General features: G+C 70.7%; 22 protein-coding genes and 1 pseudogene. 8 read left to right on the forward strand and 15 right to left on the reverse strand.

The window, feature by feature from the left end:
- Nucleotides 1-74: 74 nt before the first annotated feature.
- Complete coding sequence (gene pgl / locus AB0L53_RS17670) at nucleotides 75-848, forward strand: 6-phosphogluconolactonase (protein WP_363994449.1); 774 nt, start codon at nucleotides 75-77, stop codon at nucleotides 846-848.
- A gap of 5 nt (nucleotides 849-853) precedes the next feature.
- Here the strand turns inward: pgl and add are convergent, their stop codons facing one another.
- The 4 genes from add to AB0L53_RS17690 all read right to left on the reverse strand — a co-directional run bounded on the left by add (nucleotide 854) and on the right by AB0L53_RS17690 (nucleotide 4286).
- The gene (gene add / locus AB0L53_RS17675; protein ID WP_363994452.1) at nucleotides 854-1873 is read right to left on the reverse strand and encodes an adenosine deaminase; all 1020 of its coding nucleotides are present in this window, start codon (nucleotides 1871-1873) and stop codon (nucleotides 854-856) included.
- A gap of 73 nt (nucleotides 1874-1946) precedes the next feature.
- Nucleotides 1947-2519: a TetR/AcrR family transcriptional regulator gene (locus AB0L53_RS17680; protein WP_363994455.1), complete on the reverse strand. Its 573-nt coding sequence runs from the start codon at nucleotides 2517-2519 to the stop codon at nucleotides 1947-1949.
- 11 nt (nucleotides 2520-2530) lie between these two features.
- Nucleotides 2531-3400: an oxidoreductase gene (locus AB0L53_RS17685; protein WP_363994458.1), complete on the reverse strand. Its 870-nt coding sequence runs from the start codon at nucleotides 3398-3400 to the stop codon at nucleotides 2531-2533.
- Nucleotides 3401-3440: 40 nt separating this feature from the next.
- Nucleotides 3441-4286 (reverse strand): hypothetical protein, encoded by an 846-nt coding sequence (locus AB0L53_RS17690; RefSeq protein ID WP_363994461.1) that lies wholly within the window; start codon nucleotides 4284-4286, stop codon nucleotides 3441-3443.
- Nucleotides 4287-4373: 87 nt separating this feature from the next.
- Between AB0L53_RS17690 and AB0L53_RS17695 the strand changes: the two are divergent.
- Nucleotides 4374-4790 (forward strand): annotated as a pseudogene (locus AB0L53_RS17695) (Clp protease N-terminal domain-containing protein); the annotation flags it as partial.
- A gap of 276 nt (nucleotides 4791-5066) precedes the next feature.
- Here AB0L53_RS17695 and AB0L53_RS17700 read toward each other — a convergent pair.
- A complete protein-coding gene (locus AB0L53_RS17700; protein ID WP_363994464.1) occupies nucleotides 5067-6089 on the reverse strand; it encodes a GNAT family N-acetyltransferase in 1023 nt (340 codons plus the stop codon).
- A 96-nt stretch (nucleotides 6090-6185) separates the two neighbouring features.
- Here AB0L53_RS17700 and AB0L53_RS17705 point away from each other — a divergent pair, with 96 nt between their 5' ends.
- The 5 genes from AB0L53_RS17705 to AB0L53_RS17725 all read left to right on the forward strand — a co-directional run bounded on the left by AB0L53_RS17705 (nucleotide 6186) and on the right by AB0L53_RS17725 (nucleotide 12277).
- The gene (locus AB0L53_RS17705) at nucleotides 6186-7577 is read left to right on the forward strand and encodes an FAD-binding oxidoreductase (protein ID WP_363994467.1); all 1392 of its coding nucleotides are present in this window, start codon (nucleotides 6186-6188) and stop codon (nucleotides 7575-7577) included.
- 16 nt (nucleotides 7578-7593) lie between these two features.
- Nucleotides 7594-9198: an amidohydrolase gene (locus AB0L53_RS17710; RefSeq protein WP_363994470.1), complete on the forward strand. Its 1605-nt coding sequence runs from the start codon at nucleotides 7594-7596 to the stop codon at nucleotides 9196-9198.
- A gap of 90 nt (nucleotides 9199-9288) precedes the next feature.
- Nucleotides 9289-9744 (forward strand): hypothetical protein, encoded by a 456-nt coding sequence (locus tag AB0L53_RS17715; RefSeq protein WP_363994473.1) that lies wholly within the window; start codon nucleotides 9289-9291, stop codon nucleotides 9742-9744.
- Between the two features lie 27 nt (nucleotides 9745-9771).
- The gene (locus AB0L53_RS17720) at nucleotides 9772-10581 is read left to right on the forward strand and encodes a hypothetical protein (RefSeq protein ID WP_363994476.1); all 810 of its coding nucleotides are present in this window, start codon (nucleotides 9772-9774) and stop codon (nucleotides 10579-10581) included.
- Entirely contained in the window at nucleotides 10574-12277 is a 1704-nt protein-coding gene (locus AB0L53_RS17725; protein WP_363994478.1) for a hypothetical protein, read from the forward strand. The genes AB0L53_RS17720 and AB0L53_RS17725 overlap by 8 nt, the downstream gene beginning before the upstream one ends.
- A gap of 230 nt (nucleotides 12278-12507) precedes the next feature.
- Here the strand turns inward: AB0L53_RS17725 and AB0L53_RS17730 are convergent, their stop codons facing one another.
- The 5 genes from AB0L53_RS17730 to gap form a co-directional block, all read right to left on the reverse strand.
- Complete coding sequence (locus AB0L53_RS17730; protein ID WP_214636247.1) at nucleotides 12508-12852, reverse strand: RNA polymerase-binding protein RbpA; 345 nt, start codon at nucleotides 12850-12852, stop codon at nucleotides 12508-12510.
- Between the two features lie 68 nt (nucleotides 12853-12920).
- Nucleotides 12921-13151 (reverse strand): preprotein translocase subunit SecG, encoded by a 231-nt coding sequence (gene secG / locus AB0L53_RS17735; protein WP_214636246.1) that lies wholly within the window; start codon nucleotides 13149-13151, stop codon nucleotides 12921-12923.
- Between the two features lie 99 nt (nucleotides 13152-13250).
- The gene (gene tpiA / locus AB0L53_RS17740; protein WP_363994580.1) at nucleotides 13251-14033 is read right to left on the reverse strand and encodes a triose-phosphate isomerase; all 783 of its coding nucleotides are present in this window, start codon (nucleotides 14031-14033) and stop codon (nucleotides 13251-13253) included.
- A complete protein-coding gene (locus AB0L53_RS17745) occupies nucleotides 14030-15217 on the reverse strand; it encodes a phosphoglycerate kinase (RefSeq protein ID WP_363994481.1) in 1188 nt (395 codons plus the stop codon). The genes tpiA and AB0L53_RS17745 overlap by 4 nt, the downstream gene beginning before the upstream one ends.
- Nucleotides 15217-16221 carry a type I glyceraldehyde-3-phosphate dehydrogenase gene (gene gap, locus AB0L53_RS17750; RefSeq protein WP_363994483.1) on the reverse strand — a complete coding sequence of 335 codons (1005 nt, stop codon included), beginning with the start codon at nucleotides 16219-16221 and terminating at the stop codon, nucleotides 15217-15219. Before gap ends, AB0L53_RS17745 begins: the two co-directional genes overlap by 1 nt.
- A gap of 186 nt (nucleotides 16222-16407) precedes the next feature.
- On the opposite strand from gap, the gene AB0L53_RS17755 reads away from it, so the two are divergent.
- Nucleotides 16408-17019, forward strand: a complete 612-nt coding sequence (locus AB0L53_RS17755) for a hypothetical protein (protein WP_363994486.1) — start codon at nucleotides 16408-16410, stop codon at nucleotides 17017-17019.
- 626 nt (nucleotides 17020-17645) lie between these two features.
- On the opposite strand, the gene whiA is transcribed toward AB0L53_RS17755, so the two are convergent.
- From whiA to AB0L53_RS17780, 5 genes are all read right to left on the reverse strand, one after another.
- A complete protein-coding gene (gene whiA / locus AB0L53_RS17760; RefSeq protein ID WP_357656688.1) occupies nucleotides 17646-18626 on the reverse strand; it encodes a DNA-binding protein WhiA in 981 nt (326 codons plus the stop codon).
- A gap of 71 nt (nucleotides 18627-18697) precedes the next feature.
- On the reverse strand, nucleotides 18698-19615 hold the full coding sequence (gene yvcK, locus AB0L53_RS17765) for a uridine diphosphate-N-acetylglucosamine-binding protein YvcK (RefSeq protein WP_357958576.1): 918 nt from the start codon (nucleotides 19613-19615) through the stop codon (nucleotides 18698-18700).
- A gap of 125 nt (nucleotides 19616-19740) precedes the next feature.
- Complete coding sequence (gene rapZ, locus AB0L53_RS17770) at nucleotides 19741-20607, reverse strand: RNase adapter RapZ (RefSeq protein WP_357958376.1); 867 nt, start codon at nucleotides 20605-20607, stop codon at nucleotides 19741-19743.
- Between the two features lie 22 nt (nucleotides 20608-20629).
- Nucleotides 20630-22540: an excinuclease ABC subunit UvrC gene (gene uvrC, locus AB0L53_RS17775; protein WP_363994583.1), complete on the reverse strand. Its 1911-nt coding sequence runs from the start codon at nucleotides 22538-22540 to the stop codon at nucleotides 20630-20632.
- Between the two features lie 96 nt (nucleotides 22541-22636).
- Entirely contained in the window at nucleotides 22637-23047 is a 411-nt protein-coding gene (locus AB0L53_RS17780) for a Rieske (2Fe-2S) protein (RefSeq protein WP_363994490.1), read from the reverse strand.
- Nucleotides 23048-23077: the final 30 nt, after the last annotated feature.

Consider the following 23077-nt stretch of genomic DNA (forward strand, 5'->3'; position numbering starts at 1 on the left):
TGTCTTTTCGATGGGGCGCGCCCCGGCCGGTGGGCACCGATCGTGAAAGAGTTGATAGCGAAAAGAGTGAGTACGTGAGCGTTCCCAATGTGGTCGTCCATCGTGACGGCGATGTCCTCGCCAAGGCCGTGGCGGCGCGGATCATCACCCGGCTGGTCGACGTGCAGTCGGCCAAGGGGTCGGCGTCGCTGGTCCTGACCGGCGGCACGGTCGGCCACGCGACCCTGGCCGCGATCGCCGCCACGCCGGCGCGCGACGCGGTCGACTGGCACCACCTCGACATCTGGTGGGGCGACGAGCGCTTCCTGCCGACCGGCGACCCCGAGCGCAACGAGACGGGCGCCCGCAAGGCCCTCCTCGACCACGTCGACCTCGATCCCGACCGAGTGCACGTCATGGCCGGGCCCGACTCGGGGATGTCGGCGGAGGAGTCGGCCGAGGCCTACGCGGCCGAGCTGCGCAAGGCGGCCCGGCCGGAGGACCACGGCCCGGTGCCCGGCTTCGACGTGATGCTGCTCGGCATCGGGCCCGACGGGCACGTGGCGTCGCTGTTCCCCGGGATGCCCGCCCTGTACGACACTCGGCCGGTCGTGGCCGTGCACGGCGCTCCCAAGCCGCCGCCCACCCGCATCTCCCTGACGCTGCCGACCATCCAGGCCTCGCGCGAGGTGTGGGTGGTGGCGGCGGGCGAGGAGAAGTCGGGGGCCGTACGCCTGGCGCTGTCCGACTCCGGGCCCGTGCAGGTGCCCGCGGCCGGGGCCAGGGGGCGGGTGCGGACGCTGTTCCTGCTCGACCGGACCGCCGCAGCCAAGCTCCCGCCGGGGTTGGGCCGAATCGCCTCTCCGTAGTGCCCTCAGTCGGTCAGTGAGTCGATCTCGGTCAGCAGGGCCTGCTTGCGCGCCGGCGGCAGGAAGGACGCGTGCACGCCGTTGCGGGCGAGCTGGGCCAGCTCCGGCTCGCCGAGGCCGAAGACGTGCGCGGCGACGCGATACTCACCGGCCAGGGTGGTGGCGAACATGGGCGGGTCGTCGCTGTTCAGCGTGACGAACAGCCCCTCCTCCAGCAGCCTGGGCAGCGGGTGCTCCTCGATGCGGGTCACCTGTCCCGTACGGAGGTTGGAGGTCGGGCAGACGTCCAGCGGCAGCTGCGTCTCGCGCAGGTGAGCCACCAGGCGCGGGTCCTCCAGGCAGGAGATGCCGTGCCCGATGCGCTCGGCGCCCAGCCCCTCGATGACCTCCCACATGGTCTCGGGACCGGTCATCTCGCCGCCGTGCGGCACGCTGTGCAGGCCCGCCGCCCGCGCCGCCGCGAACGCGTCGCGGTAGGCGTCGCGGTATTGTGCCCGGCTCTGCTCGATCCCGCCCAGGCCGAAACCTACCAAAGCTGCGGGAGGTTCTTCCAAGGCGTGCATGACCGTGATCTTGGCCGCCTCCTCGCCGAATTCCCCCGGGATGTCGAAGATGTAGGCCATCTCCACCCCGTGGTCGCTCTCCGACCGGCGGGCGGCCAGGTCCAGCGCCTCGGTGACCTCGCGCATGGGCATCCCGACGATGCTGTGGGCGTACGGGGTGACCTGCAGCTCGGCGTAACGAGCGCCCTGGGAGGCCAGGTCGCGGGCCAGGCCGAGCACGAGGGCGGCGATGTCCTCCGGCTCCCGGACCAGCGCGTTGACGGCCTGGTACACCTGCGCGAAGTGGGGGAAGTCGCGGAAGGCGTAGAAAGCGCGCAGCTCCTCCTCCGTGGTGGGAACCGGGCCGCCGGGGTGGCGGCGGGCCAGCTCCAGCACGGTGGGCACGGAGGCGGAGCCGACCAGGTGCACATGCAGCTCCACCTTGGGGAGCGCGTCGATGAAGGCGTCAATGGGGGTCGTCATGGCGACGACCCTAAGCCCGACTTTTCGCCTCAAGCCATGGCTTGAGGCGAAATCTCACACAAGAATGTCAGATTTAGTGCGCCCAGGCCCGCACCAGCGGCAGCAGGACCTCGTCCACCGATTCCGCGACGAAGGACTCGTCGAACAGCGGCCCGAGGAAGATCATGCGGTGCCAGACCAGCGCCTCCGCCACTCCGAACAGGCGGCCGGGGTCCACCGGCCCCGGCAGGTCGCCGCGCTTCCTGGCCCGCTCCAGCAGCGCCTCGACCCCGCCGAGGTCCTTGGCCGGCATGTGCTCGCGCAGCGTCCTGGCCAGCTCCTGGTGCGAGACCAGCGTCGAGGACAGCCCCATGATGAGCCCGTGCTTGCGCTCGACCGCGCCGCACAGGCCGCCGAGCACCGAGGCGAGGTCGCCGCGCAGCGAACCGGTGTCCTCGGCGGCCGGCGTGTCCATGTCGAACCGGCGGCAGATGACGTCGACCACCAGCTCCGGCTTGCCCGCCCACCGGCGGTAGATGGTCGCCTTGCTGGCCTTGGCCCGCTTGGCGATCTGGTCGACCGACATACGGTCGTAGCCCATCTCGGACAGCAACTCCAGCGTCGCGTCAAGGATGGCCCGCTCCCGCTCGGGGTCGAGTGGTGGCACGTGCACGTCCCTCAGCTGTAGGCGATCTCCTCGAATCGTACGCCGGTCAGCCGCGTGGACACCTCCCACAGATCGGCGGCGAGCTGCTCGGAACGGGCCGCCTCCGACGGCGTGAGCAGCTGGGTCTTGGGACCGACGAACTCCCCGCCGTGGATCTCCGGCGAGGTGGCCGCGTAGAGGGAGGACACCGCACCGGCCGCCGCGCTCTTCAGGAACAGCCCCACGAGGGGCTGTAGCGGCCCCACGCTGAAGAAGTTGGTGGCCGTGGCACCAGGATGGGTGGCGGCGCTGACGAGGTCCACCTGGGCCCGCTGAGCGCGCCGTTGGAGCTCCAGGGTGAACAGCAGGTTGGCCAGCTTGGAGCGGCCGTACGAGCTCATCTTCTTGTAACCGCGCTCCAGGCCCAGATCGTCGAGGTCCAGCCTGCCCATCTTGTGCGCGTCGCTGGAGACGTTGACCACCCGCGCGCCGGGCCGGGCCAGCAGTAGGGGCAGCAGCAGTCCGGTGAGCGCGAAGTGGCCCAGGTGGTTGGTGCCGAACTGCATCTCGAAGCCGTCACGGGTCAGCTGGCGCGGGATCATGCCGATGCCCGCGTTGTTGACCAGCAGATCCACCCGATCGACGCCGACCGCGAAGCTCCTGACCGAGGCGAGGTCGGCCAGGTCCAGCGTGCCGTGCTCGACCTGGGCGCCGGGGACGGCCCGGCGGATCTCCTCGACGGCCGCGCCGCCCTTCGCCGCCGAGCGGGTGGCGACGACGACGCGGGCGCCGTGCCTGGCGAGTTCGAGCGCGGTGGGCAGGCCGATGCCGCTGTTGGCGCCGGTCACGATCGCCGTCTTGCCACTCAGATCGGGCATGTCGGCGGGGGTCCAGGTTCTCATCGCCACTCCAGGTGTACGAAACCGTTTCGTACACCTTAACCTACCGATCCACGCGATGCCGAGCGTGCCGCTCCTCCCGCTTGGCGACCTCCAGCCGCTGCGCGCTCTCGGCGAGCCGCTTGCGCGCCTTGGCCAGCTTCCGCTCCAGCCCGGCGACCCGCTCGGCGCGCTCGTCGTGCTCCTGTACGGCCTGTTCCAGGACGGCGACCCACTCGCGGTGGGCGTCCAGCGCCTCCTGTCGTTCGGCGGCCTTCCTGGCTTCAGCCTCCGCCCGCCTCTTCGCCTCCGCCTCTTCTCGTCTCTTGGCCTCCGCGCGCTTCGCCTCCGCGCTCTTGGCCGCCGCGCCTTTCGCCGCCGCGCCCTTCGCCTCCGAGGCCGAGTCGGCCGATGCTGTCGACTCCGTCGGCTTCTTGGCGGGCTTGCCGCGCGGCGCCGGGGCTGGGGCTGGGGCGAAGCCGCTGTAGCTGAGCGGCTTGGCCAGGCGGCCGCGCCGTACCTCCTCGGCGGCGCCCGCGTCCACGACGGCGGCGTCGAGCGTCTGCTCGGCCTCGGCCGCCGCGGCGGCCGACAGCCCGGCCTCCCGCCTGATCAGCCGGGACAGCCGTCCCGCCAGCTCGCCGCGCCGCCGGGTCAGCTCCGCCAGCGCCTCGGCGTCGTGCCGCTCCCACGCCTCCCGCAGCTCCTGCCCGAGTGACAGCAGCTCGCCAAGGTCGTCCGGGTGCTCGCGGGCCAGCCGGTTCACGGCCGCCGCGGAGACCGTGGGTTTGCGCAGCCCGGCGATGTCACGGGCCAGCCGTACGTCGCCCACGTCCTTGGCGGCACGGGCCTCGGCGTCGCGCGCGGCGGTGAACTCGGACGGCGGGAGCCCATACAGGCGACCTGCCACCTCGTCAAGATCCACACCTGTCAATTACCCCACATCCGCTGGTTTGTAGCGCATAGTGGAGACACGCCACTCGAACGGAGGCCACCGGTGTTCGAGCGCTTCACTGACCGTGCCCGCCGGGTCGTCGTCCTCGCCCAGGAGGAGGCGCGGACGCTGAACCACGCCCACATCGGCACGGAGCACATCCTGCTCGGCCTCATCCACGAGGGCGAGGGCGTGGCGGGCCTGACACTCGACAGCTTCGGCATCGAGCTGGGGAACGTGCGCGCCTTCGTCACGCGCGAGGCGGGCCAGGGCGACGAGGCGCCGAGCGGGCACATCCCGTTCACCCCGCGCGCCAAGAAGGTCCTGGAGCTCTCGCTGCGCGAGGCGCTGCAGTTGCGCCACAACTACATCGGCACCGAGCACATCCTGCTCGGGGTGATCAGGGAGGGCGAGGGGCTGGCCGCCCAGGCGATCGTGGACGCCGGCGTGGAGCTGGGCGAGCTGCGGCACCGCGTGCTCACCCGGCTCGGGCAGGGGACGAAGGACCGGCCGGCCGAGATGTTCTTCGCCGGCGGTTTGGCGCTCGGCGAGCGGCTCACGCAGATCCAGGACAGCCTCGAACGCATCGAGCGCCACCTGGGCATCCGGCAGCCGGACCAGGCGGCGCCCGACGCGAAACCGGCAGAACAGGGTTCCGGGCCGAACCCGTCAGAAGAGGACTCCAACCCGCAACCGATAGAACGGGACTCCGGGCCGGACGAGGACGAGCGGGACGAAGGGCGGGGCGAGAGCGCCTCAGGCTGACGCCATCGCGCCGACCGGCAGCCTGGCCTCGATCACGCCCGGGTCCTCGGTGTAGCCGAGCGTGGCGCCCAGCGACAGCAGGAGCCGCCGCATCCGTACGTTGTCGGACAGCATCGTGGCCCTGACCTCGGCGTAGCCGAGATCGCGCGCCTCGCGCACCAGCGTCCTGGCCAGCGCCGTGCCCAGACCGCGCCCCTGCCAGCGGTCCTCGACCAGGAAGGCCATCTCGGCGATGCCCGGATCGGGCGTGAACATCAGGGAGGCCATGGCCACCACCTGGCCGTCGTGCCCGGCGACGATCGAGCGGCCGCGGCTGCGGTCGCAGAGCCGGTCGAACATCCGCGGCGGCAGCTCGGGCATCGAGGTGAAGTAACGGAACCTGCGCGCCTCGGGCGAGCACCGGTCGTGCAGGTCGCGGACGGCCTCGCGGTAGATCGAGGTGAGCGGCCGGACCGTGACCTCCTCGCCGTCGGCCAGCTTGACCGTGGGCTCGGCGGCGCCCTGCTCGACCGGCGGTTGCGCGAGCCGGACGAAGGAGGCGGCCCGAGCCGCCTCGGTCAGGGTGAAGGGCAGCTCGGCGCGGCGCAGCCGGACGGCGCGCCTGGGTGCGACGGGCACCACGAGCAGGGTCGGGTCGGGAAGATCACTCACCGCTTCACCATAGATCCACCTGGCATCGTCGGCGCGCAGCAACTCGGCCAGGAACTCCGGCAGCCGCCACGGCATCGACCGCAGCCGGGAGGCCAGCAGCAGCGCACGGGTGGGCTCGTCGGTCAGCTCGTGCGCCGTCGCCGGGACCACCTGGACGCGGCGGCCACCGGCCGCCTCCAGGGCCGCACGCACGGCCTCGGGCGCGGCGGGGATGTCGGCGACGAACTCGTCGACGGTGCCGTCCGCGTCCGACTGGACGCTCAGGCCGAGGATGTTGCCGCCCCTGTCCGCCAGGGCCGCGGCCAGGGAGGCCAGTCGTCCCGGACGCTCGTCCACCGTGGTGCGAATGCGCAAGAATCCCATAGGAAGAGGATGCCGGGGAGGTGTTACCTGGCCGCTAACGCCGTGTTTCGAATGCGAGTTTCGTAGCTAGATGCGGCGTATAGGAGGATACCGGCCATGAACGCGCATGTCTCCCTGTCGTCCGGATTCGTGAACGGCGACGTCTCCTTCTGGTACCGCTCCTCCGGCGTACCGGCCCCTGGTCCGCGCCTCGACGGCGACCTCCAGGCGGACGTGGCGATCGTCGGCGCGGGCTACACGGGGCTGTGGACCGCGTACTACCTCAAGCAGGCCCAGCCGTCGCTGAACGTCGTGGTGCTGGAGAAGGACTTCGCCGGGTTCGGGGCCTCGGGGCGCAACGGCGGCTGGCTGACCGGCGACCTGGCCGGCTCGCATCAGCGCTACGCCAGGACGCACGGGGTGGAGGGGGCGCGGCGGCTGCAGCGCGAGATGTACGCCTCGATCGACGAGGTGATCCAGGTCTGCGAGAAGGAGGGCATCGACGCCGACGTCGTCAAGGGCGGCGTGGTCAACGTGGCCCGCACCCCCTCCCAGGCGGCCCGGCTGCGCGCCTCGGTGTCGGCCGCCCGCGTCTGGGGCATCGAGGAGGCGGACCTGCGGCTGGTCGATCCCGCCGAACGGCTGCGGGTGGCGGGGGCGGTGGCCGCCTCCTGGAGTCCGCACTGCGCGCGGGTGCAGCCCGCCAAGCTGGTACGAGGGCTGGCACGGGCCGTACGGGAGCTCGGAGTGACCGTCTACGAGCGGACACCCGTCACGGAGATCGCCCCGGGGCTGGCCGTGACGCCGTTCGGGACGGTCCGGGCGCGCCACGTGCTCCGCGCGACCGAGGGGTTCACCTCGCGGCTGAAGGGGCTGCGGCGCCAGTGGCTGCCGATGAACAGCTCGCTGATCGTCACCGAGCCGCTGCCCGCCTCGTTCTGGGAGACGGTCGGCTGGGCGGGGTCCGAGCTGCTCGGGGACATGGCCCATTACTACATGTACGCGCAACGGACCGCCGACGACCGCATCGCCTTCGGCGGGCGCGGCCGACCGTACCTGTACGGCTCGCGGGTCGACGCCAGGGGGCACACGCACGAGCAGACGGTCGAGGCGCTCTGGCGGCTGCTGATCGACTTCTTCCCCGCCGCGGCGTCCTCGTCAGTGGCGCACGCGTGGTCGGGAGTCCTGGGGGTGCCGCGCGACTGGTGCTCGACCGTGCACGTCGACCCGGCCACCGGCCTGGGCTGGGCGGGCGGCTACACCGGGCACGGGGTGACGACGGCCAACCTGGCCGGCCGGACGATGCGGGACCTCGTCCTGGGCGAGCGTACGGCGCTGACGGAGCTGCCGTGGGTGGGCCGCCGGGTGCGGGCCTGGGAGCCGGAGCCGCTGCGCTGGCTGGGGGTGCACGCGATGTACCGGTTGTACCGGGTGGCGGACCACCGGGAGCGGTCGATGCCGGGCACGTCCGTGCTGGCTCGTATGGCCGATCTGATCACCGGCCACTGACAAGATTGGGAGCAGGATGAACACGCTCTTTCGAGGGGGACGGGTCTTCACCGCGAAGACCGGCTTCGCCGAGGCCGTGCTGGTCCGCGACGGCGTGATCGCCGCCGTGGGCGACGAGCGGGACCTGGTACGGCTGGCGCCGGGGCACGAGACCGTGGACCTGGACGGGGGCCTGCTGGTGCCCGGGTTCATCGATGCGCATGTGCATCCGGTGCAGGCAGGGCTGGAGCGCGCCAAGTGCGATCTATCCGAAATTTACGGACTCGATGCCTATTTGGCGAAGATCGCCGACTATGCGGCGAAAAATCCTGAAAAAGAGTGGATTGATGGCGGCGGGTGGGACATGTCGGCCTTCCCGGGTGGGCTGCCGCACCGGGACCAGCTCGCCTTCGCCGACCGGCCCGTCTACCTCATCCAGCGCGACCATCATGCCGCCTGGGTCAACGCCCGCGCTCTGGAGCTGGCCGGCGTCACCGCCGACACCCCCGACCCCGCCGACGGCCGCATCGAACGCGACGCCGACGGCACGCCCAGCGGCGTCCTGCACGAGGGCGCGATGGACCTCGTCGGCCTCCTCACCCCCCGCCCCTCCTCTCGCGACCTGGACCTGGCTCTGGCGGAGGCGGAGCGATACCTGTTCTCGCTCGGCATCACCGGCTGGCAGGACGCCATCGTCGGCTCCTACGCGGGCTCGGTGGACCAGCTCCCCACCTACCTGTCGGCGGCCGGCTCCGGCAGGCTGCGGGCCCGCGTGGTGGGCGCGCTGTGGTGGGACCGTACTCGTGGCCTCGACCAGATCGGCGACCTGACCGCGCGGCGCGCCTCGGCGGAGGGGCTGGACCGGTTCCGCGCGACCTCGGTGAAGATCATGCAGGACGGCATCACCGAGAACTTCACCGCCGCGACGCTGGAGCCCTACTGCCTGTGCGGCGGCACGGGCCTGTCCTACGTCGACCCGGCCAAGCTCAGGACGTACGTGGCCGAGCTGGACCGCCTCGGCTTCCAGGCGCACGTCCACGCGATCGGCGAGCGGGCCGTACGCGAGGCGCTGGACAGTTTCGAGGGCACCTCGCCCGCCAACCGGCACCACATCGCGCACCTGCAGATCATCGAGCCGTCGGACGTGCCCCGCTTCGCCGCGCTCGGCGTGACGGCCAACCTGCAGCCGCTCTGGGCGACCCACCACGCGCAGATGGACGAGCTGACCCTGCCGTTCCTGGGCGAGCCCCGCTCCTCATGGCAGTACCCCTTCGCCGACCTGCTCTCCCACGGGACGAGGTTCTGCGCGGGCAGTGACTGGCCGGTGTCGAGCGCCGACCCGCTGCAGGGCATGCACGTGGCCGTCAACCGTACGGAACCCGGCAGCTCGGTGCACGCCGGCTACCCCACGGCGCAGACGCCGTTCCTGCCCGGCCAGCGCCTCGATCTGGCGACCGCGCTGACGGCGTACACGGCGGGCTCGGCCTGGGTCAACCGCTCACCCGCCGGGGTGATCGAGCCGGGCCGCCCGGCGGACCTCGTCGTCCTGGACCGCGACCCGTTCACGCTGCCGGAGCGCGACATCTGGACCACCGGGGTGCGCATGACGTTCGTGGACGGCGTCGCCGTCCACGAAAGGTAGTCCCGACGGAACGGGTAGGTGCGCGATCCGGCGCTACGGAACGCGCACCCTTCCCGCGTACGGTCGCCTCCGACACAAGTGGAGGCTGACATGGTGATGCGGCGAACGTGGGCCGTCGCGGCGCTCGCCTGCGCGATGACGGTGACCATTCCCGGCGTCGCACAGGCGACGACCCAGAGCGGCAGGGACGTGGTGATCACGTCCAGGCGCGGCTGGCAGGACACCGGGATCTACGTGTACGCGGGCGACCGCGTCCGGGTCGCGCAGGTGGGCGGCAGCTGGACGGTCGACAACAACTCCTTCCCGTGGGTGGGCGCCGACGGGTACGACTGGGACACCGACTCGCACATCTACCAGGGCTGCAAGATCCACGACAGCTCCCCGTACGGCAGGCTCCTGTCCCGGATCAACGGCGGCTCGCGTGCCCTGGGCGCGCACCGGAGCTGGCGGGCCGGTTCCGGTGGCCGGCTGTTCATGAGGATCAACGATCAGAACCGCTGCCTCGGCGACAACGCGGGCGCGCTGATCATCAGGATCTGGCACTAGCCATCAGGTCCGGAGTGTAATGACCGTGTGACGGGGACACACGGCAAGCGCGTGGTCGTCGTGGACGACGACGACATCAGCCGCACCGGCATCGTCGCCATCCTGTCCGAGACACCGGGTGTGGAGGTGATCGCGGGACTCGATCATCGGGCGGCGGCCGGCTGGTCGTACGAGGGCGTCGACGTCGTGCTGGTGGACGCCGCCGACGAGCGCAGCCCCGACGACCACTTCCCCGGTGTGGCGGTCGTGGAGGCCGTCCGCCGCGTCCGGAGCCGTCAGCAGACCACGGTCATCGTGCTCACCGGCCACTTCCTCGACGGCGCGGTCCGGCGGCGCATGCGGGAGGCCAGGGCCGACTACTTCTACCATCGCAGCCAACTCGGGGACGCGGCCCGCCTGCGCGCCGCCGTACTCCAGCCGTCTGGGGGCGTGCCCGGCCCCGCCGACCCCGAAGAGGAGATCCGGCTCGGCGTCTCCCCCGTCAGCCGGGTCAACGCGGCCGTGGCGCACGCGCTTTCGGAGCACCTGCCGGAACGGCTGGACAAGCGGGCCAGTCCCCGGTCGCGGGCCTGGATCCGATTACGGGAGCGGTTCAACCGGCAGGCCCGGCTCGCGCCGACGACCTCCGACGGCCGCGCTCCGGACCGCACCCAGTCCCTGCCGTCACTGCCACAGATCACCCGCTTCCTGACATGGGCGACAAGGGTCAAAACACCCCCGCCACCGCCAGCCCCACCACCTTCACCACGTTCACCCTCGCGATCTCCCGCACCACCTCCGTCACCACGGCGACCACCCCGCCCCTCCCGGTCACAGTCGCCGCCACCGGATGAATGAACCGCTCAGGGGCGCCACGCGGTCCACCTCGTTCACCGCCGTCCGCCTCTTCCTCAACCTGCGGCTGGCCTCGCGGGTGACGATCTGCGTGACCCTCTGGGAGACCCTCACGCCACCCGTGGCGCTGCTCACCCTGCTCGCCTCATGCCTGTACGACGTGCTGGTCTTCCGCGCCCTCAGACGCCACGGCGTCCCCGTCCCGGTACGGCTGGCGCTCGACGTCGCCGACGTGGCCGTCTGGTCGGCGCTGGCCGGCGACCCGATCGACGCCCCCGCCCTGCTGGCCGCACCCCTGGCCTACGAGCTGGCCTTGGCGCACGGCTGGACGGCGCTGACCGTACCGCTCACGTCGGGCGCGGTGGCCAATGTGGCGCTGGCCGTGGCGGGCTGGTCGTACAGTCCCGCGCCCTTTCTCTGGCCCGCCGGCGGTGTGGCGGGCGGTGTGTTCATCGGCCGGTACCTGCGCGGGCGGCTGCGGCAACGGCTACGCGTGGCCGCGGCGGAGCGGCAGGCCGCCAGGAGCCGCGCCGAACTGGCCGGTCGGCACAGCGTGGCCATGGGCGCCGACACCGTGGTGGACCTGCTGACCCGTACCTGGCCGCTGCTGGCGGGGCCGGGCCGCCAGGTGGCGTCGCCACTGTCGGCCTGGCGGCAGCGGCTGGCGGAGGAGACGGCCGACCACGCCGAGTACCTGGCGGTCGCGTTGCTGCGCTGGGAGCAGCGCCACAATCTGGCCAGCCCGGACCTCTCCCGCGACGTGGAGTTCCGTCCCACGGACGGGAGCGGCTCGCTGCTGCTCTCCCCCGCCCAGACCGTCGCCCTGCACGACGCCCTGGTACGGCTGGCGCCCACGGGCTCGCTCCCCGTCACCGCGGACGAGCCTCGGCCGCTCGGGCGACGGCAGGAACTGCGGATCGGCTCCAGGAAAGTGGTCCTGCCTGAGGACGCCCGCCCGCACACTCCGCCGTTCGACGCGGGACCGATCGCCATCGCCCTCGGCGCCGTCGGCTCGCTCAGCCACTCGTGGCGCGACATGGACGGCGTGCCGCTCCCGGCCTGCGCGGCCCTCACGGTGACCGGGCTGCTGGTCGCCTTGTGGGCGCACCGGCGCGTCCTCGCCCGCGGCACGGCGGCGCACACGCGGGTGCTGGCCGCGGGACTCTGCTTCGGCGCGGTGGACGCGCTGGTCTCGACGTCCCTCATGCGGACGATGGCCGCCGGCGGGCTCACCCGGATGCCGTTCCTGCACGCGATGCTCTTCGCCGTCCCGCTGACGGTCATGTACTGGCGCGACCTGGGGCTGGGACGCCGGATCGCGGCCGTGGCGTCGGTGGCGTCGATCCTGTGCGTCTGCGTGTGGCTGCTGCCCGTACCGCTGCACTGGGCCGACCTGGCCGGACTGGTGTGGCCATTGGCGTTCACGATCGGCGCCTCGGCGGTGCGCGACCTGCTGGACCTGGACACCACCGGGGTGGATCACGAACTGGCCGCCGAACACGCGGCTGCGGTGCGCGAGGGCTACCTCAGCGGCCGGGCCGACGTGCTGCGACTGGTGGAACAGGTCACGGACGAGGCCGCCCACCGCCTGAGCACGGACCGCGAGTCACTCGACCCGCGCTTCCTCCCGGAGATCGAACGCCGCCTGTCCCAGGTCCGCGACCGCGTCGCGGCCCTCCGGCACCAGCCAGATCCCTGACCACTCCACAGACCCCGGCATTCCGAACCCTGCCAAACCTCACAGGACCCAGCATCCCGCGAACCCCACGGACCCGGCACCCCGCCAAACCCACGCCGCAGGTGGCCGCCCATGGCACCGCCGAATCCGGTGAAACCGGGGTCGCCCGTGACGACCCACGCCACGAACAGCGAAGGACCCCGGCGCAGTGTGCCGGGGTCCTTCGGAGATAACTCTGAGATAACAAGGTCCTACCAGGGGGACTTGTTGTTGCGCAGACGCTCCAGCGCTTCCTCGAGGATCGCCTTGCCGTCCTTGTCGCTCCTGCGCTCCTTCACATAAGCCAGGTGCGTCTTGTACGGCTCGTTCCGGGGCGGGGCAGGCGGGGCCTGCTCGTCCTGGCCGGCCGGGAGGCCGCAGCGCGGGCAGTCCCACATTTCGGGCACCGCCGCATCGCTGGCGAAGCTGGGACGCGTCTCATGCATGTTGGCGCACCAGAACGAGACCCGCACTCTCGGAGCTGCCTCGCCGCGCTCGGCCTCCCCCATCGGGCCGGCGCCGACACGGCTGCCACGGATCGCGTTGCCACTACCCACGGATGAACTCCTCGCTCGATCGCCCCGTGACACACGGGGGGAGAATCACTGTCACGCGTCAATCTGACTCAGGGCCGCAGAAGCAGACCCAGAGCGATGATGCAGACGAACCAGACGGTGCCCGTGATCACGGTCAACCGGTCGAGGTTACGCTCCACCACCGAGGAACCACCGAAGTTCGACGAGAAACCGCCGCCGAACATGTCAGACAGGCCACCACCCTTGCCCTTGTGGAGCAGGACGAGCAGGATCATGAGACAGCTCGCCAGGATGAGGGCGATGGAGATTCCGATTTCCACGGTATGCCTAGTCCTTCAATGCTCTGTCACGCGTGACGATTCAAACTTGCTTCTAGAGGGTACGGCTTGTTGTCAAGTCGCACCCCCGGAACGACTCAGTTAGCCAGACATATCGGAGAAACGGCAGATCTTAACGAACTCCCCGGCATCGATGCTGGCACCGCCCACGAGCGCGCCGTCGATATCGGGTTGAGCCATGATCCCAGCGATGTTGCCTGACTTGACTGACCCTCCGTAAAGGATACGTACTGCGGAGGCCACTTCGGCGTCGTACAGCTCAGCGAGTCTGCCTCGCAGCGCCGCACAGACCTCCTGCGCGTCCTCGGGAGTGGCCACCTCGCCGGTGCCGATCGCCCACACCGGCTCGTAGGCCACTACCATCGATTGTGCCTGCTCAGCGGAGACTTTGCGCAGTCCGCCGTCAAGCTGAGCCAGGCAATGTGAAACTTGCTCGCCCGCCTGGCGCACAGGCAGGCCCTCGCCGACGCACAGGATCGGCGTGAGCGAGTGGCGGAACGCGGCGTGCACCTTGGCGTTGACCAGGTCGTCGTCCTCACCGTGATACTGGCGCCGCTCCGAGTGGCCGGCCAGGACGAACGTGCAGCCCAGCTTGGCCAGCATCGCGCCCGAGATCTCGCCGGTGTAGGCGCCCGCCTCGTGCTGGGACAGGTCCTGGGCACCGTAGACGATGCGCAGCTTGTCGCCGTCGACGAGCGTCTGGACGCTGCGCAGGTCGGTGAACGGCGGCAGGACGGCTATCTCCGCCTTGTCGAAGTCCTTGTCGGTGAACGCGAAGGCGAGCTTCTGGACCAGTGCGATGCCCTCAAGGTGGTTGAGGTTCATCTTCCAGTTGCCGGCGAAAAGCGGCTTTCTCACGGTCAGTCCTCCAGGGCGGCGAGTCCGGGCAGGGTTTTGCCCTCGAGATATTCCAGGCTCGCCCCACCACCGGTGGAAATGTGCGAGAAGCCGTCTTCGGGCAGGCCGAACTTGCGTACGGCAGCCGCCGAGTCGCCACCGCCGACCACCGTCAGGGCGTCGGCCCCGATCAGCGCCTCGGCCACGGCCCGGGTGCCGCCGGAGAAGGCGTCGAACTCGAAGACGCCCATGGGGCCGTTCCAGAAGATGGTCTTGGCGTCGGCCAGCTTGGCCGCGAACAGCTCACGGGTCCTGGGACCGATGTCGAGCCCCTCGCGGTCGGCCGGGATCGCCGTGGCCGCGACCACGTCGTGCGGCGCGTCCTCGGCGAAGCCGGTCGCGGCCAGCACGTCGACGGGCAGCACGAGGTCGACGCCGCGCTCGGCGGCCTCGTTGAGGAAGCCGCGCACCTGATCGAGCTGGTCTTCCTGGAGCAGCGACTTGCCGACCTCATAGCCCTGGGCCTTGAGGAAGGTGTAGGCCATGCCGCCGCCGATCAGCAGCCGGTCGACCTTGGCCAGCAGGTTGGCGATGACGCCGAGCTTGTCGGAGACCTTGGCGCCGCCCAGCACCACCACGTAGGGGCGCTCGGTGTCCTCGGTGAGCCTCCTGAGCACCTCCAGCTCGGCCACGATGAGCTTGCCCGCCGCGTGCGGCAGCAGGCGGGGCACGTCGTAGACGCTGGCGTGCTTGCGGTGGACCGCGCCGAAGCCGTCGCCGACGTAGAGCTCGGCGAGCCCCGCCAGCTTCTCGGCGAACGCGCCACGCTCGGCCTCGTCCTTGGACTCCTCGCCCGCCTCGAACCGGAGGTTCTCCAGCAGGGCGACCTGGCCCCCCTCCAGCGCGTCGGCGACGCCCTGGGCGCTGTCACCGACCACGTCGGTGGCGAAGGCCACGTCCTCGCCGAGCAGCTCGGCGAGGCGCTCGGCGACCGGCTTCAGCGAGAGGCCGGGGTTGGGCCGCCCCTTGGGGCGGCCCAGGTGAGCACAGACGACGACCTTCGCGCCCGCGCCGGTCAGCGCCTTGATCGTCGGCACCGACGCACGGATGCGGCCGTCGTCGGTGATCGTCTCACCGTCGAGTGGGACGTTGAGGTCGGCGCGCACGAGCACGCGCCGACCCTTCACATCGAGATCGTCGAGCGTACGCATCAGAGGTCCGCGCCCACCAACTGGATGAGGTCGACGAGGCGGTTGGAGAAGCCCCACTCGTTGTCGTACCAGCCGACGACCTTGACCTGGTTGCCGATGACCTTGGTCAGGCCGGCGTCGAAGATGCAGGAGGCCGGGTCGGTGACGATGTCGCTGGAGACGATCTCGTCCTCGGTGTAGCTGAGCACGCCCTTGAGCGCCCCCTCGGCGGCGGCCTTGTACGCGGCGTTGACCTCTTCGACGGTCACGTCACGGGAGACCTCGACGGTCAGGTCGGTGGCCGAGCCCGTGGGGATCGGCACGCGCATCGCGAACCCGTCGAGCTTGCCCTTGAGCTCGGGCAGCACCAGGCCGATGGCCTTGGCGGCGCCGGTGGAGGTGGGCACCACGTTGACGGCGGCGGCGCGAGCGCGGCGCAGGTCCTTGTGTGGGCCGTCCTGCAGGTTCTGGTCCTGCGTGTAGGCGTGGATGGTGGTCATCAGGCCCTTCTCGATGGTGAAGGCGTCGTTCAGGACCTTCGCCAGCGGAGCCAGGCAGTTGGTGGTGCAGGAGGCGTTGGAGATGATCGTGTGCTTGGCGGCGTCATAGGTGTTGTCGTTGACACCCATCACGATCGTGACGTCTTCGTTCTTCGCCGGGGCGGAGATGATGACCTTCTTGGCGCCGTTGTCGGCGTGCACCTTGGCCTTGGCCGCGTCGGTGAACAGGCCGGTCGACTCCAGCACCACGTCGACGCCGAGGTCGGCCCACGGCAGCTTGGCCGGGTCGCGCTCTTCGAAGACCTTGATCGTCTTGCCGTCGACGGTGATCTCGTCGCCGGAGACCTTCACCTCGTACGGCAGGCGGCCGAGGATGCTGTCGTACTTCAGCAGGTGGGCGAGCGTCGCGTTGTCGGTCAGGTCATTGACCGCAACGATCTCGATGTCCTTGCCGCTGGCGGCCACCGCACGCCAGAAGTTGCGACCGATGCGGCCGAAGCCGTTGACGCCTACGCGGATGCTCACGGAAACCGATCTCCTCGTACGTGATGGCGAGCTAAAAACCTCAATGCCAAACCCTATCGGAACCAAATTGGTTTAGACCACTCGACTCCCCCTACCGTGAATCCGCGATCAGGCGGCGTAATTTGTGAGCTTCGAGTAAAGTGCCCGACTCATCGGAGTAAGTTCCGGCATTCTCTGGGGGCTGAGATGTCACAACCTAGGTCCGGCCTGCTGTCTGGCCTGATCGTGGGTTTCGTTGCCACGCTCGTCTGCGCCATCGCGCAAGCGGCGGTACTCCTGTACGGAGACCGCTTCATCCCGGCTGCCTTCCTGACCGCCGGCGACGGCCTCTGGGCGATGACCACGATCGCCTTCGCCTCGGCCCTGCTCCTGTCTCTCCTGGTATGCCTGTTCAGGCCGGGCAGCCGGCTCCTGCCATGGTGGTCGGGCCTCTGCTCGGCGGCGGCGGTGGCCCTGGGATGGACCACCGCCCGCGCGACGACCACCGGCGGCCGGCCCGACCTGAGCCTCGAGCGCCTCACCACCAACTTCCCGGCCGAGCTGACCAGCCTCTGGCCCTCGCTGAAGGACTCGTGGGAGCCCTGGCTCCCGCTGGTGGTGGCGGCCCTGACGGCCTATTTCCTCGTACGCATACGAGTACGTCGCGTCCGAGCCCGCCGAGCCTCCCTCACCCCACCGGAAGACCCGGCCCCGGCCGAACCGGAGTACCGGGCCCCCTTCGAGCCCCTCCAAAGCCCCACCAACCCCTCACGCCCCACGGGCGACCTCTTCACCCCGAGAGACTCGGGCCGGTCCTGAAACGGCTCACCGGCCCGATCCACGGAGACGGCCAGGCATGCGCACGTCACGGCGGGAAGTCCCGCCACCGGAGGAGCGTTCCCCTGGACAGGGCCCAGCCCACCACGGCGATCGGCGCCCACCGTGCCTGCCGTAATGCATGAACCGCCTTGACGGAAAGGCACACACGGCAGAGCCCCACGGGGAGAACCCCAAGCGATCCCCGCACAGAGAAGCTCGCCCAGAACCCAGCGACCTCCGCGCGCAAGCCCGCTCAGAACCCAGCGACGCCCGCACGCAGAAGCCCGCCCAGAACCCTCAGAACCGTCCTGCCACGCTCCCGGAGACCCCTCCCCGGCACGCACGCAGTCACGCGCCCGCAGACATATGCCCGCGGTCACCGGGCCCCAGTCACATGCCCGCGGTCACCGCACCCCAGTCACCGGGCCGCACACATAACGCCTGCACTGAGTCACCGCACCGCACAGAGAACGCCCTCCCCACCGGCCACCAGACGGCACAGAACCCTTCACTGGCCCACCGCACCGCACAGAACCTTCACGGGCCCACCACACCGCACAGAACCCTTCCCGGGGCCACCACACCGCACAGAGACCGCGCAGAGGCAGAGGCCACTCAGAGAACCCTCACTGGGCGAGCATGTCCACGGTGAGGTTCGCCTCCGTGTTGGGGATGCCCAGGTCGGTGGCACGTTTGTCGGCCATCGCCAGCAGCCGCCGGATGCGTCCGGCGATCGCGTCCTTCGTCAGCGGCGGATCCGCGATCTGCCCCAGCTCCTCCAGAGACGCCTGCTTGTGCTCCACCCGCAGCCGCCCCGCGATCACCAGGTGGTCGGGCGCCTCCTCGCCCAGGATCTCCAGCGCCCGCTGCACCCGCGCCCCCGCCGCCACCGCGGCCCGCGCCGAGCGGCGCAGGTTGGCGTCGTCGAAGTTGGCGAGCCGGTTGGCCGTGGCCCGCACCTCGCGGCGCATCCGGCGCTCTTCCCAGGCCAGCACGCTGTCGTGCGCGCCGAGCCGCGTCAGCAGCGCGCTGATGGCGTCGCCGTCGCGTACCACCACCCGGTCGACGCCCCGCACCTCCCGCGCCTTGGCGTGGATCTTGAGCCGCCGCGCCGACCCCACCAGCGCCAGCGCTGCCTCGGGCCCCGGGCAGGTGACCTCCAGCGACATGGAGCGCCCCGGCTCGGTCAGCGAGCCGTGCGCCAGGAACGCCCCGCGCCACGCGGCCTCGGCGTCGCAGGCGGCCCCCGCCACCACCTGACGAGGCAGGCCGCGGACCGGGCGCCCGTGGTTGTCGATGAGACCCGTCTGCCGGGCCAGCGCCTCACCGTCGCGGTAGACGCGCACGACATAGCGCGAGCCTTTGCGCAGCCCGGCGGGTGCCAGCACGAGCACTTCGGCCTTGTGACCGAACACCTCCCCGATGTCCTTGATCAGCCGCCGCGCGGTGGCGTTGGTGTCGAGCTCCGCCTCGATCACGATGCGCCCGCCCACCAGGTGCAGCCCGCTGGCGAACCGCAACAGCGTCGACACCTCCGCCTTCCGGCAGCAAGGCTTCAGCACTGGCAGGCGGCTCAGCTCGTCCTTCACCACACCCGTCATCGCCATAAGCGTTAGTCCTCCCCCATTCAGACCGGCTCTCAGCAGTGTCTCGCACCTTTGCGCCGCGCCGACCAGGATCAACGCTTCTGGAGGAAAATCTCGTCCAGGACGGAGGCAAGACGTCGTGAGTCATGCCGGGGGGAGCCGTCGGCGGCCGCGACGTCGGCCATGACGAGCCGCCCGCCGAGCGCGGTGGCGGCCTTCTCCAGAGCGTCGCGGTCGTCGACCACGCCGGTGTCGGCGAGCACGACGTCGACGCGCAGGCCGGGCGCGTGCTGCCGGAGCACCTCCAGGTGCTGCTGGGGTGAGAAGTCGTCGGTCTCGCCGGGCTGCGGCGCCAGGTTGAGCGTGACCAGCCGCTGGGCCTTCGACTCGTGCAGCGCCCGAGCCAGCTCGGGCACCTTGAGATGCGGTAACACGCTGGTGAACCACGATCCGGGCCCGAACACCAGCCAGTCGGCCTCCAGCACGGCGCGTACGGCCTCGGGCCGCGCCGGCGGGTCCTCCGGCACCAGCGAGATCGCCTGCACCCGGCCGGGGGTCAGGGCGCAGGCCACCTGCCCGCGTACGGTCGAGGTGACGCCGTCGAGCTCCACCTCGGCCACGATGTCGAGCGGCACCGACGCCATCGGCAGCACCCTGCCGTGGGCGCCGAGCAGCCGGCCCACCCAGTCGAGACCCGCCACGGGGTCGCCGAGCAGCTCCCACAGCGCCACGATGAGCAGGTTGCCGACGGCATGGCCGTGCAGGTCGCCCTCACTGCGGAAGCGGTGCTGGACCACCTCGCTCCAGGTGCTCCCCCACTCGTCGTCGCCGCAGAGCGCGGCCAGCGCCATGCGCAGATCGCCGGGAGGAAGCACGCCGAGTTCACGCCTGAGCCGCCCGCTGGAGCCGCCGTCGTCGGCGACCGTCACCACCGCGGTCAGGTCGCCCACCACGCCGCGCAGCGCCGACAGCGAGGCATAGAGCCCATGCCCCCCGCCCAGCGCCACCACCCGCGGCCGGTCATCCGGCGGCGCCCCGGCTGCGACGGCGTCACCCAGCGCCGCGCCAGCCACAACCGCCTCACCCGGCGGCGCGTCGGCTACGGCCACCTCACCCTGGTCTTGGCCTTCATCGGTCACTCCCGCCCCACATCCCGGTGGCTGACCTGGACTTCCATGCCGCGGTCACGCAGCCGGCCGGCGACCTGCTCGGCCATCGCCACGCTGCGGTGCTTGCCACCCGTACAGCCCACCGCCAGCGTGGCGTAGCTCTTGCCCTCGCGCGCGTAACCGGCGGCGATCACCTGCAGAACCTCCTCGTACGCGTCGAGGAACTCCTTGGCTCCCGGCTGGCCGAGCACGTAGTCGCGCACCGGCGCGTCGAGCCCGCTCATCGGCCGCAGATCCGGCACCCAGTGCGGGTTGGGCAGGAAGCGGCAGTCGACCACGAGGTCGGCGTCGACCGGCAGGCCGTACTTGAAGCCGAACGAGACCACGTTGAGCCGCAGCCCCGGCCGGTCCTCGCCGCCGAAGAAGTTGACGATCTTGTTGCGCAGCTCGTGCACGTTGAGCGAGGAGGTGTCGATCACCAGGTCGGCGTTGGCCCGCACCTCGCGCAGGATGCCGCGTTCGCGGGCGATGCCGTCGACGAGCCGGCCCTCGCCCTGGAGCGGGTGGGGCCTGCGGACGTTCTCGAACCTGCGCACCAGCCCTTCGTCGCTGGCCTCCAGGAAGACCACGCGCACCCGCACGCCGCGGCCCTCAAGCTCTTCGATGGCGGCGTTGAGGTCGCTGGTGAAGGCCAGGCTGCGCACGTCGACGACGGCGGCCACCTTGTCGGCGGCCAGCTTGACCTTGCCCGCCTCCTCCGCCATGGCGAACAGCAGCCCCGGCGGCAGGTTGTCGATGACGAACCAGCCCAGGTCTTCCAACGCCTTGGCCGCGGTGCTGCGACCCGCGCCTGACATGCCGGTGACGATGACGAACGCCGGCTCGGTGTTCATTGCCTCACTCCGTTCGGCGGGCTCACTGTCCCTCCCCCTTCAGCGTCGACGCGATCACCTCGGCGATGGCCGGGCCGATGCCGGGGACCTCGCACATTTCGGCGGCGGTGGCCTCGCGCAGCTTCTTCACGGAGCCGAAGTGTTTGAGCAGCGCCTGCCGACGCGCCGGTCCGAGGCCGGGCACGGTGTCGAGCGCGCTCTCCTTCACGGTCTTGGACCTCTTAGCACGATGGTAGGTGATGGCGAACCTGTGTGCCTCGTCCCGCACGCGTTGCAGCAGGTAGAGTCCCTCACTGGAGCGCGGCATGATCACCGGCTGGTCGTCGCCGGGCAGCCACACCTCTTCGAGCCGCTTGGCCAGGCCGCACACGGCGACGTCATCGATGCCGAGCTCGTCGAGCGCCCGCTGGGCGGCGGCCGCCTGGGGACCCGCGCCGTCGACCACGACCAGATTGGGCGGGTAGGCGAACTTGCGCGGCTTTCCGGTCTCCGGGTCGATGGGCTCGTTGGGTCCGTCGGCGTCGTCGTCGGCCGCCAGCTCCCCGGTGTTCGAGCGCTCCTCCAGGTAGCGCCGGAACCGCCGCTGGATGACCTCGTAGATGGAGGCGACGTCGCCTTCCTTGGTCTTGACGGCGAAGCGGCGGTATTCGCTCTTGCGGGCCAGGCCGTCCTCGAACACCACCATCGACGCCACGACGTTCTCGCCCTGCAGGTGGGAGACGTCGTAGCACTCGACGCGCAGCGGCACCTGGTCGAGGTCGAGCGCGTCGGCGATCTCCTGCAGCGCCTTGCTGCGGGTGGTCAGGTCGCCGGCCCGGCGGATCTTGTGCTGGGCGAGCGACTCCTTGGCGTTGCGCTCGACGGTCTCCATCAGCGACTTCTTGTCGCCGCGCTGCGGCACCCGGACCTCGACGCGGGCGCGGCGCTGCTCCGACAGCAGCTCGGTGATCGCCTCGTGGTCGGGCGGCAGCACGGGCACGAGGACCTCGCGGGGCATCGACTCGGCGCCCGCCTCGCCGTACATCTGCAGCAGGAACTGCTCCACCAGCTCACCCGGCGAGCTCTCCTCGACCTTGTCGACCACCCAGCCGCGCTGACCGCGGATGCGGCCGCCGCGCACGTAGAAGACCTGGACGGCGGCTTCGAGCGGATCCTCGGCCAGCGCGATCACATCGGCGTCGGTGCCCTCGCCGAGGACGACGGCCTGCTTCTCGAGCGCGCGCTGCAGAGCCTGGATGTCGTCGCGGAGCCTGGCGGCCCGCTCGTATTCCTGCGCCGCGGCGGCCTCGCGCATGTCGCGCTCCAGCCGCTTGATGAAGCGGCCGGTGTTGCCCGCCATGAAGTCGCAGAAGTCTTCGGCCAGGAGGCGGTGCTCTTCCGGGGTGACCCGGCCCACGCACGGCGCCGAGCACTTGTCGATGTAGCCGAGCAGGCACGGGCGGCCGATCTGCCCGGCCCGCTTGAACACTCCCGCGCTGCACGTGCGGACGGGGAAGACGCGCAGCAGCAGATCGACGGTCTCGCGGATGGCCCAGGCGTGGGAGTAGGGGCCGAAGTAGCGGGTGCCCTTGCGCTTGGCGCCCCGCATCACCTGCACGCGCGGGAAGTCCTCGCCCATGGTGACGGCGAGGTAGGGGTAGGACTTGTCGTCGCGGTATTTGACGTTGAAGCGGGGGTCGAACTCCTTGATCCAGGAGTATTCGAGCTGCAGCGCCTCGACCTCGGTGCCGACCACCGTCCAGTCGACGTCGGCGGCGGTGGTGAGCATCGTCTGGGTGCGCGGATGCAGCGCGGAGAAGTCGGCGAAGTAGGAGTTGAGCCGCTGCCGCAGGCTCTTGGCCTTGCCGACGTAGATCACCCGGCCATGCGCGTCCCTGAACCGGTAGACCCCCGGAGAGTCGGGAATGGACCCCGATTGGGGGCGGAAACTCAGGGGACTGCGCGCTGATCTCGCCACGTTCAAAGACTAACGGGCCCCACCGACAAGGCGGCCCGCCGTACCAGTCGTCCTGGTACGGCGGGCGTGCGCCTAGGCGAGCGTGATCTGGTCTCCCTCAACCTTGATCTGCTGCTCAGGAAGCGGCTTCTTGGCCGGTCCGGCGGAGACGGATCCGTCGTCGATCTTGAACTTGCTGCCGTGGCACGGGCAGTCGATCATCCCGTTCGCGACGCCGCCGACCGTACAGCCCTGGTGGGTGCAGATCGCGCTGAACGCCTTGAACTCGCCCGACTTGGGCTGCACCACCACCACTTTCTGCTCCTTGAAGACCGTCCCCCCGCCCACGGGGATGTCGGAGGTCTTCGCCAATGCGCCGCCCGCGGCCGCCGGAGCACTCGACTGCGTATCGGCGGTCGAGGTCTGCGCGCCGCTCGCGGCGTCGTTACTGCCGCACGCGGTCAGCGCCAGTGTCAGGCCACCCACGCCCACACCGGCGATCATCGCTCTGCGACTCTGAAAGTCATCTCCCAT

Origin of the sequence: Nonomuraea sp. NPDC052129 (genome assembly GCF_040680095.1) — a bacterium.
GTDB lineage: Bacteria > Actinomycetota > Actinomycetes > Streptosporangiales > Streptosporangiaceae > Nonomuraea.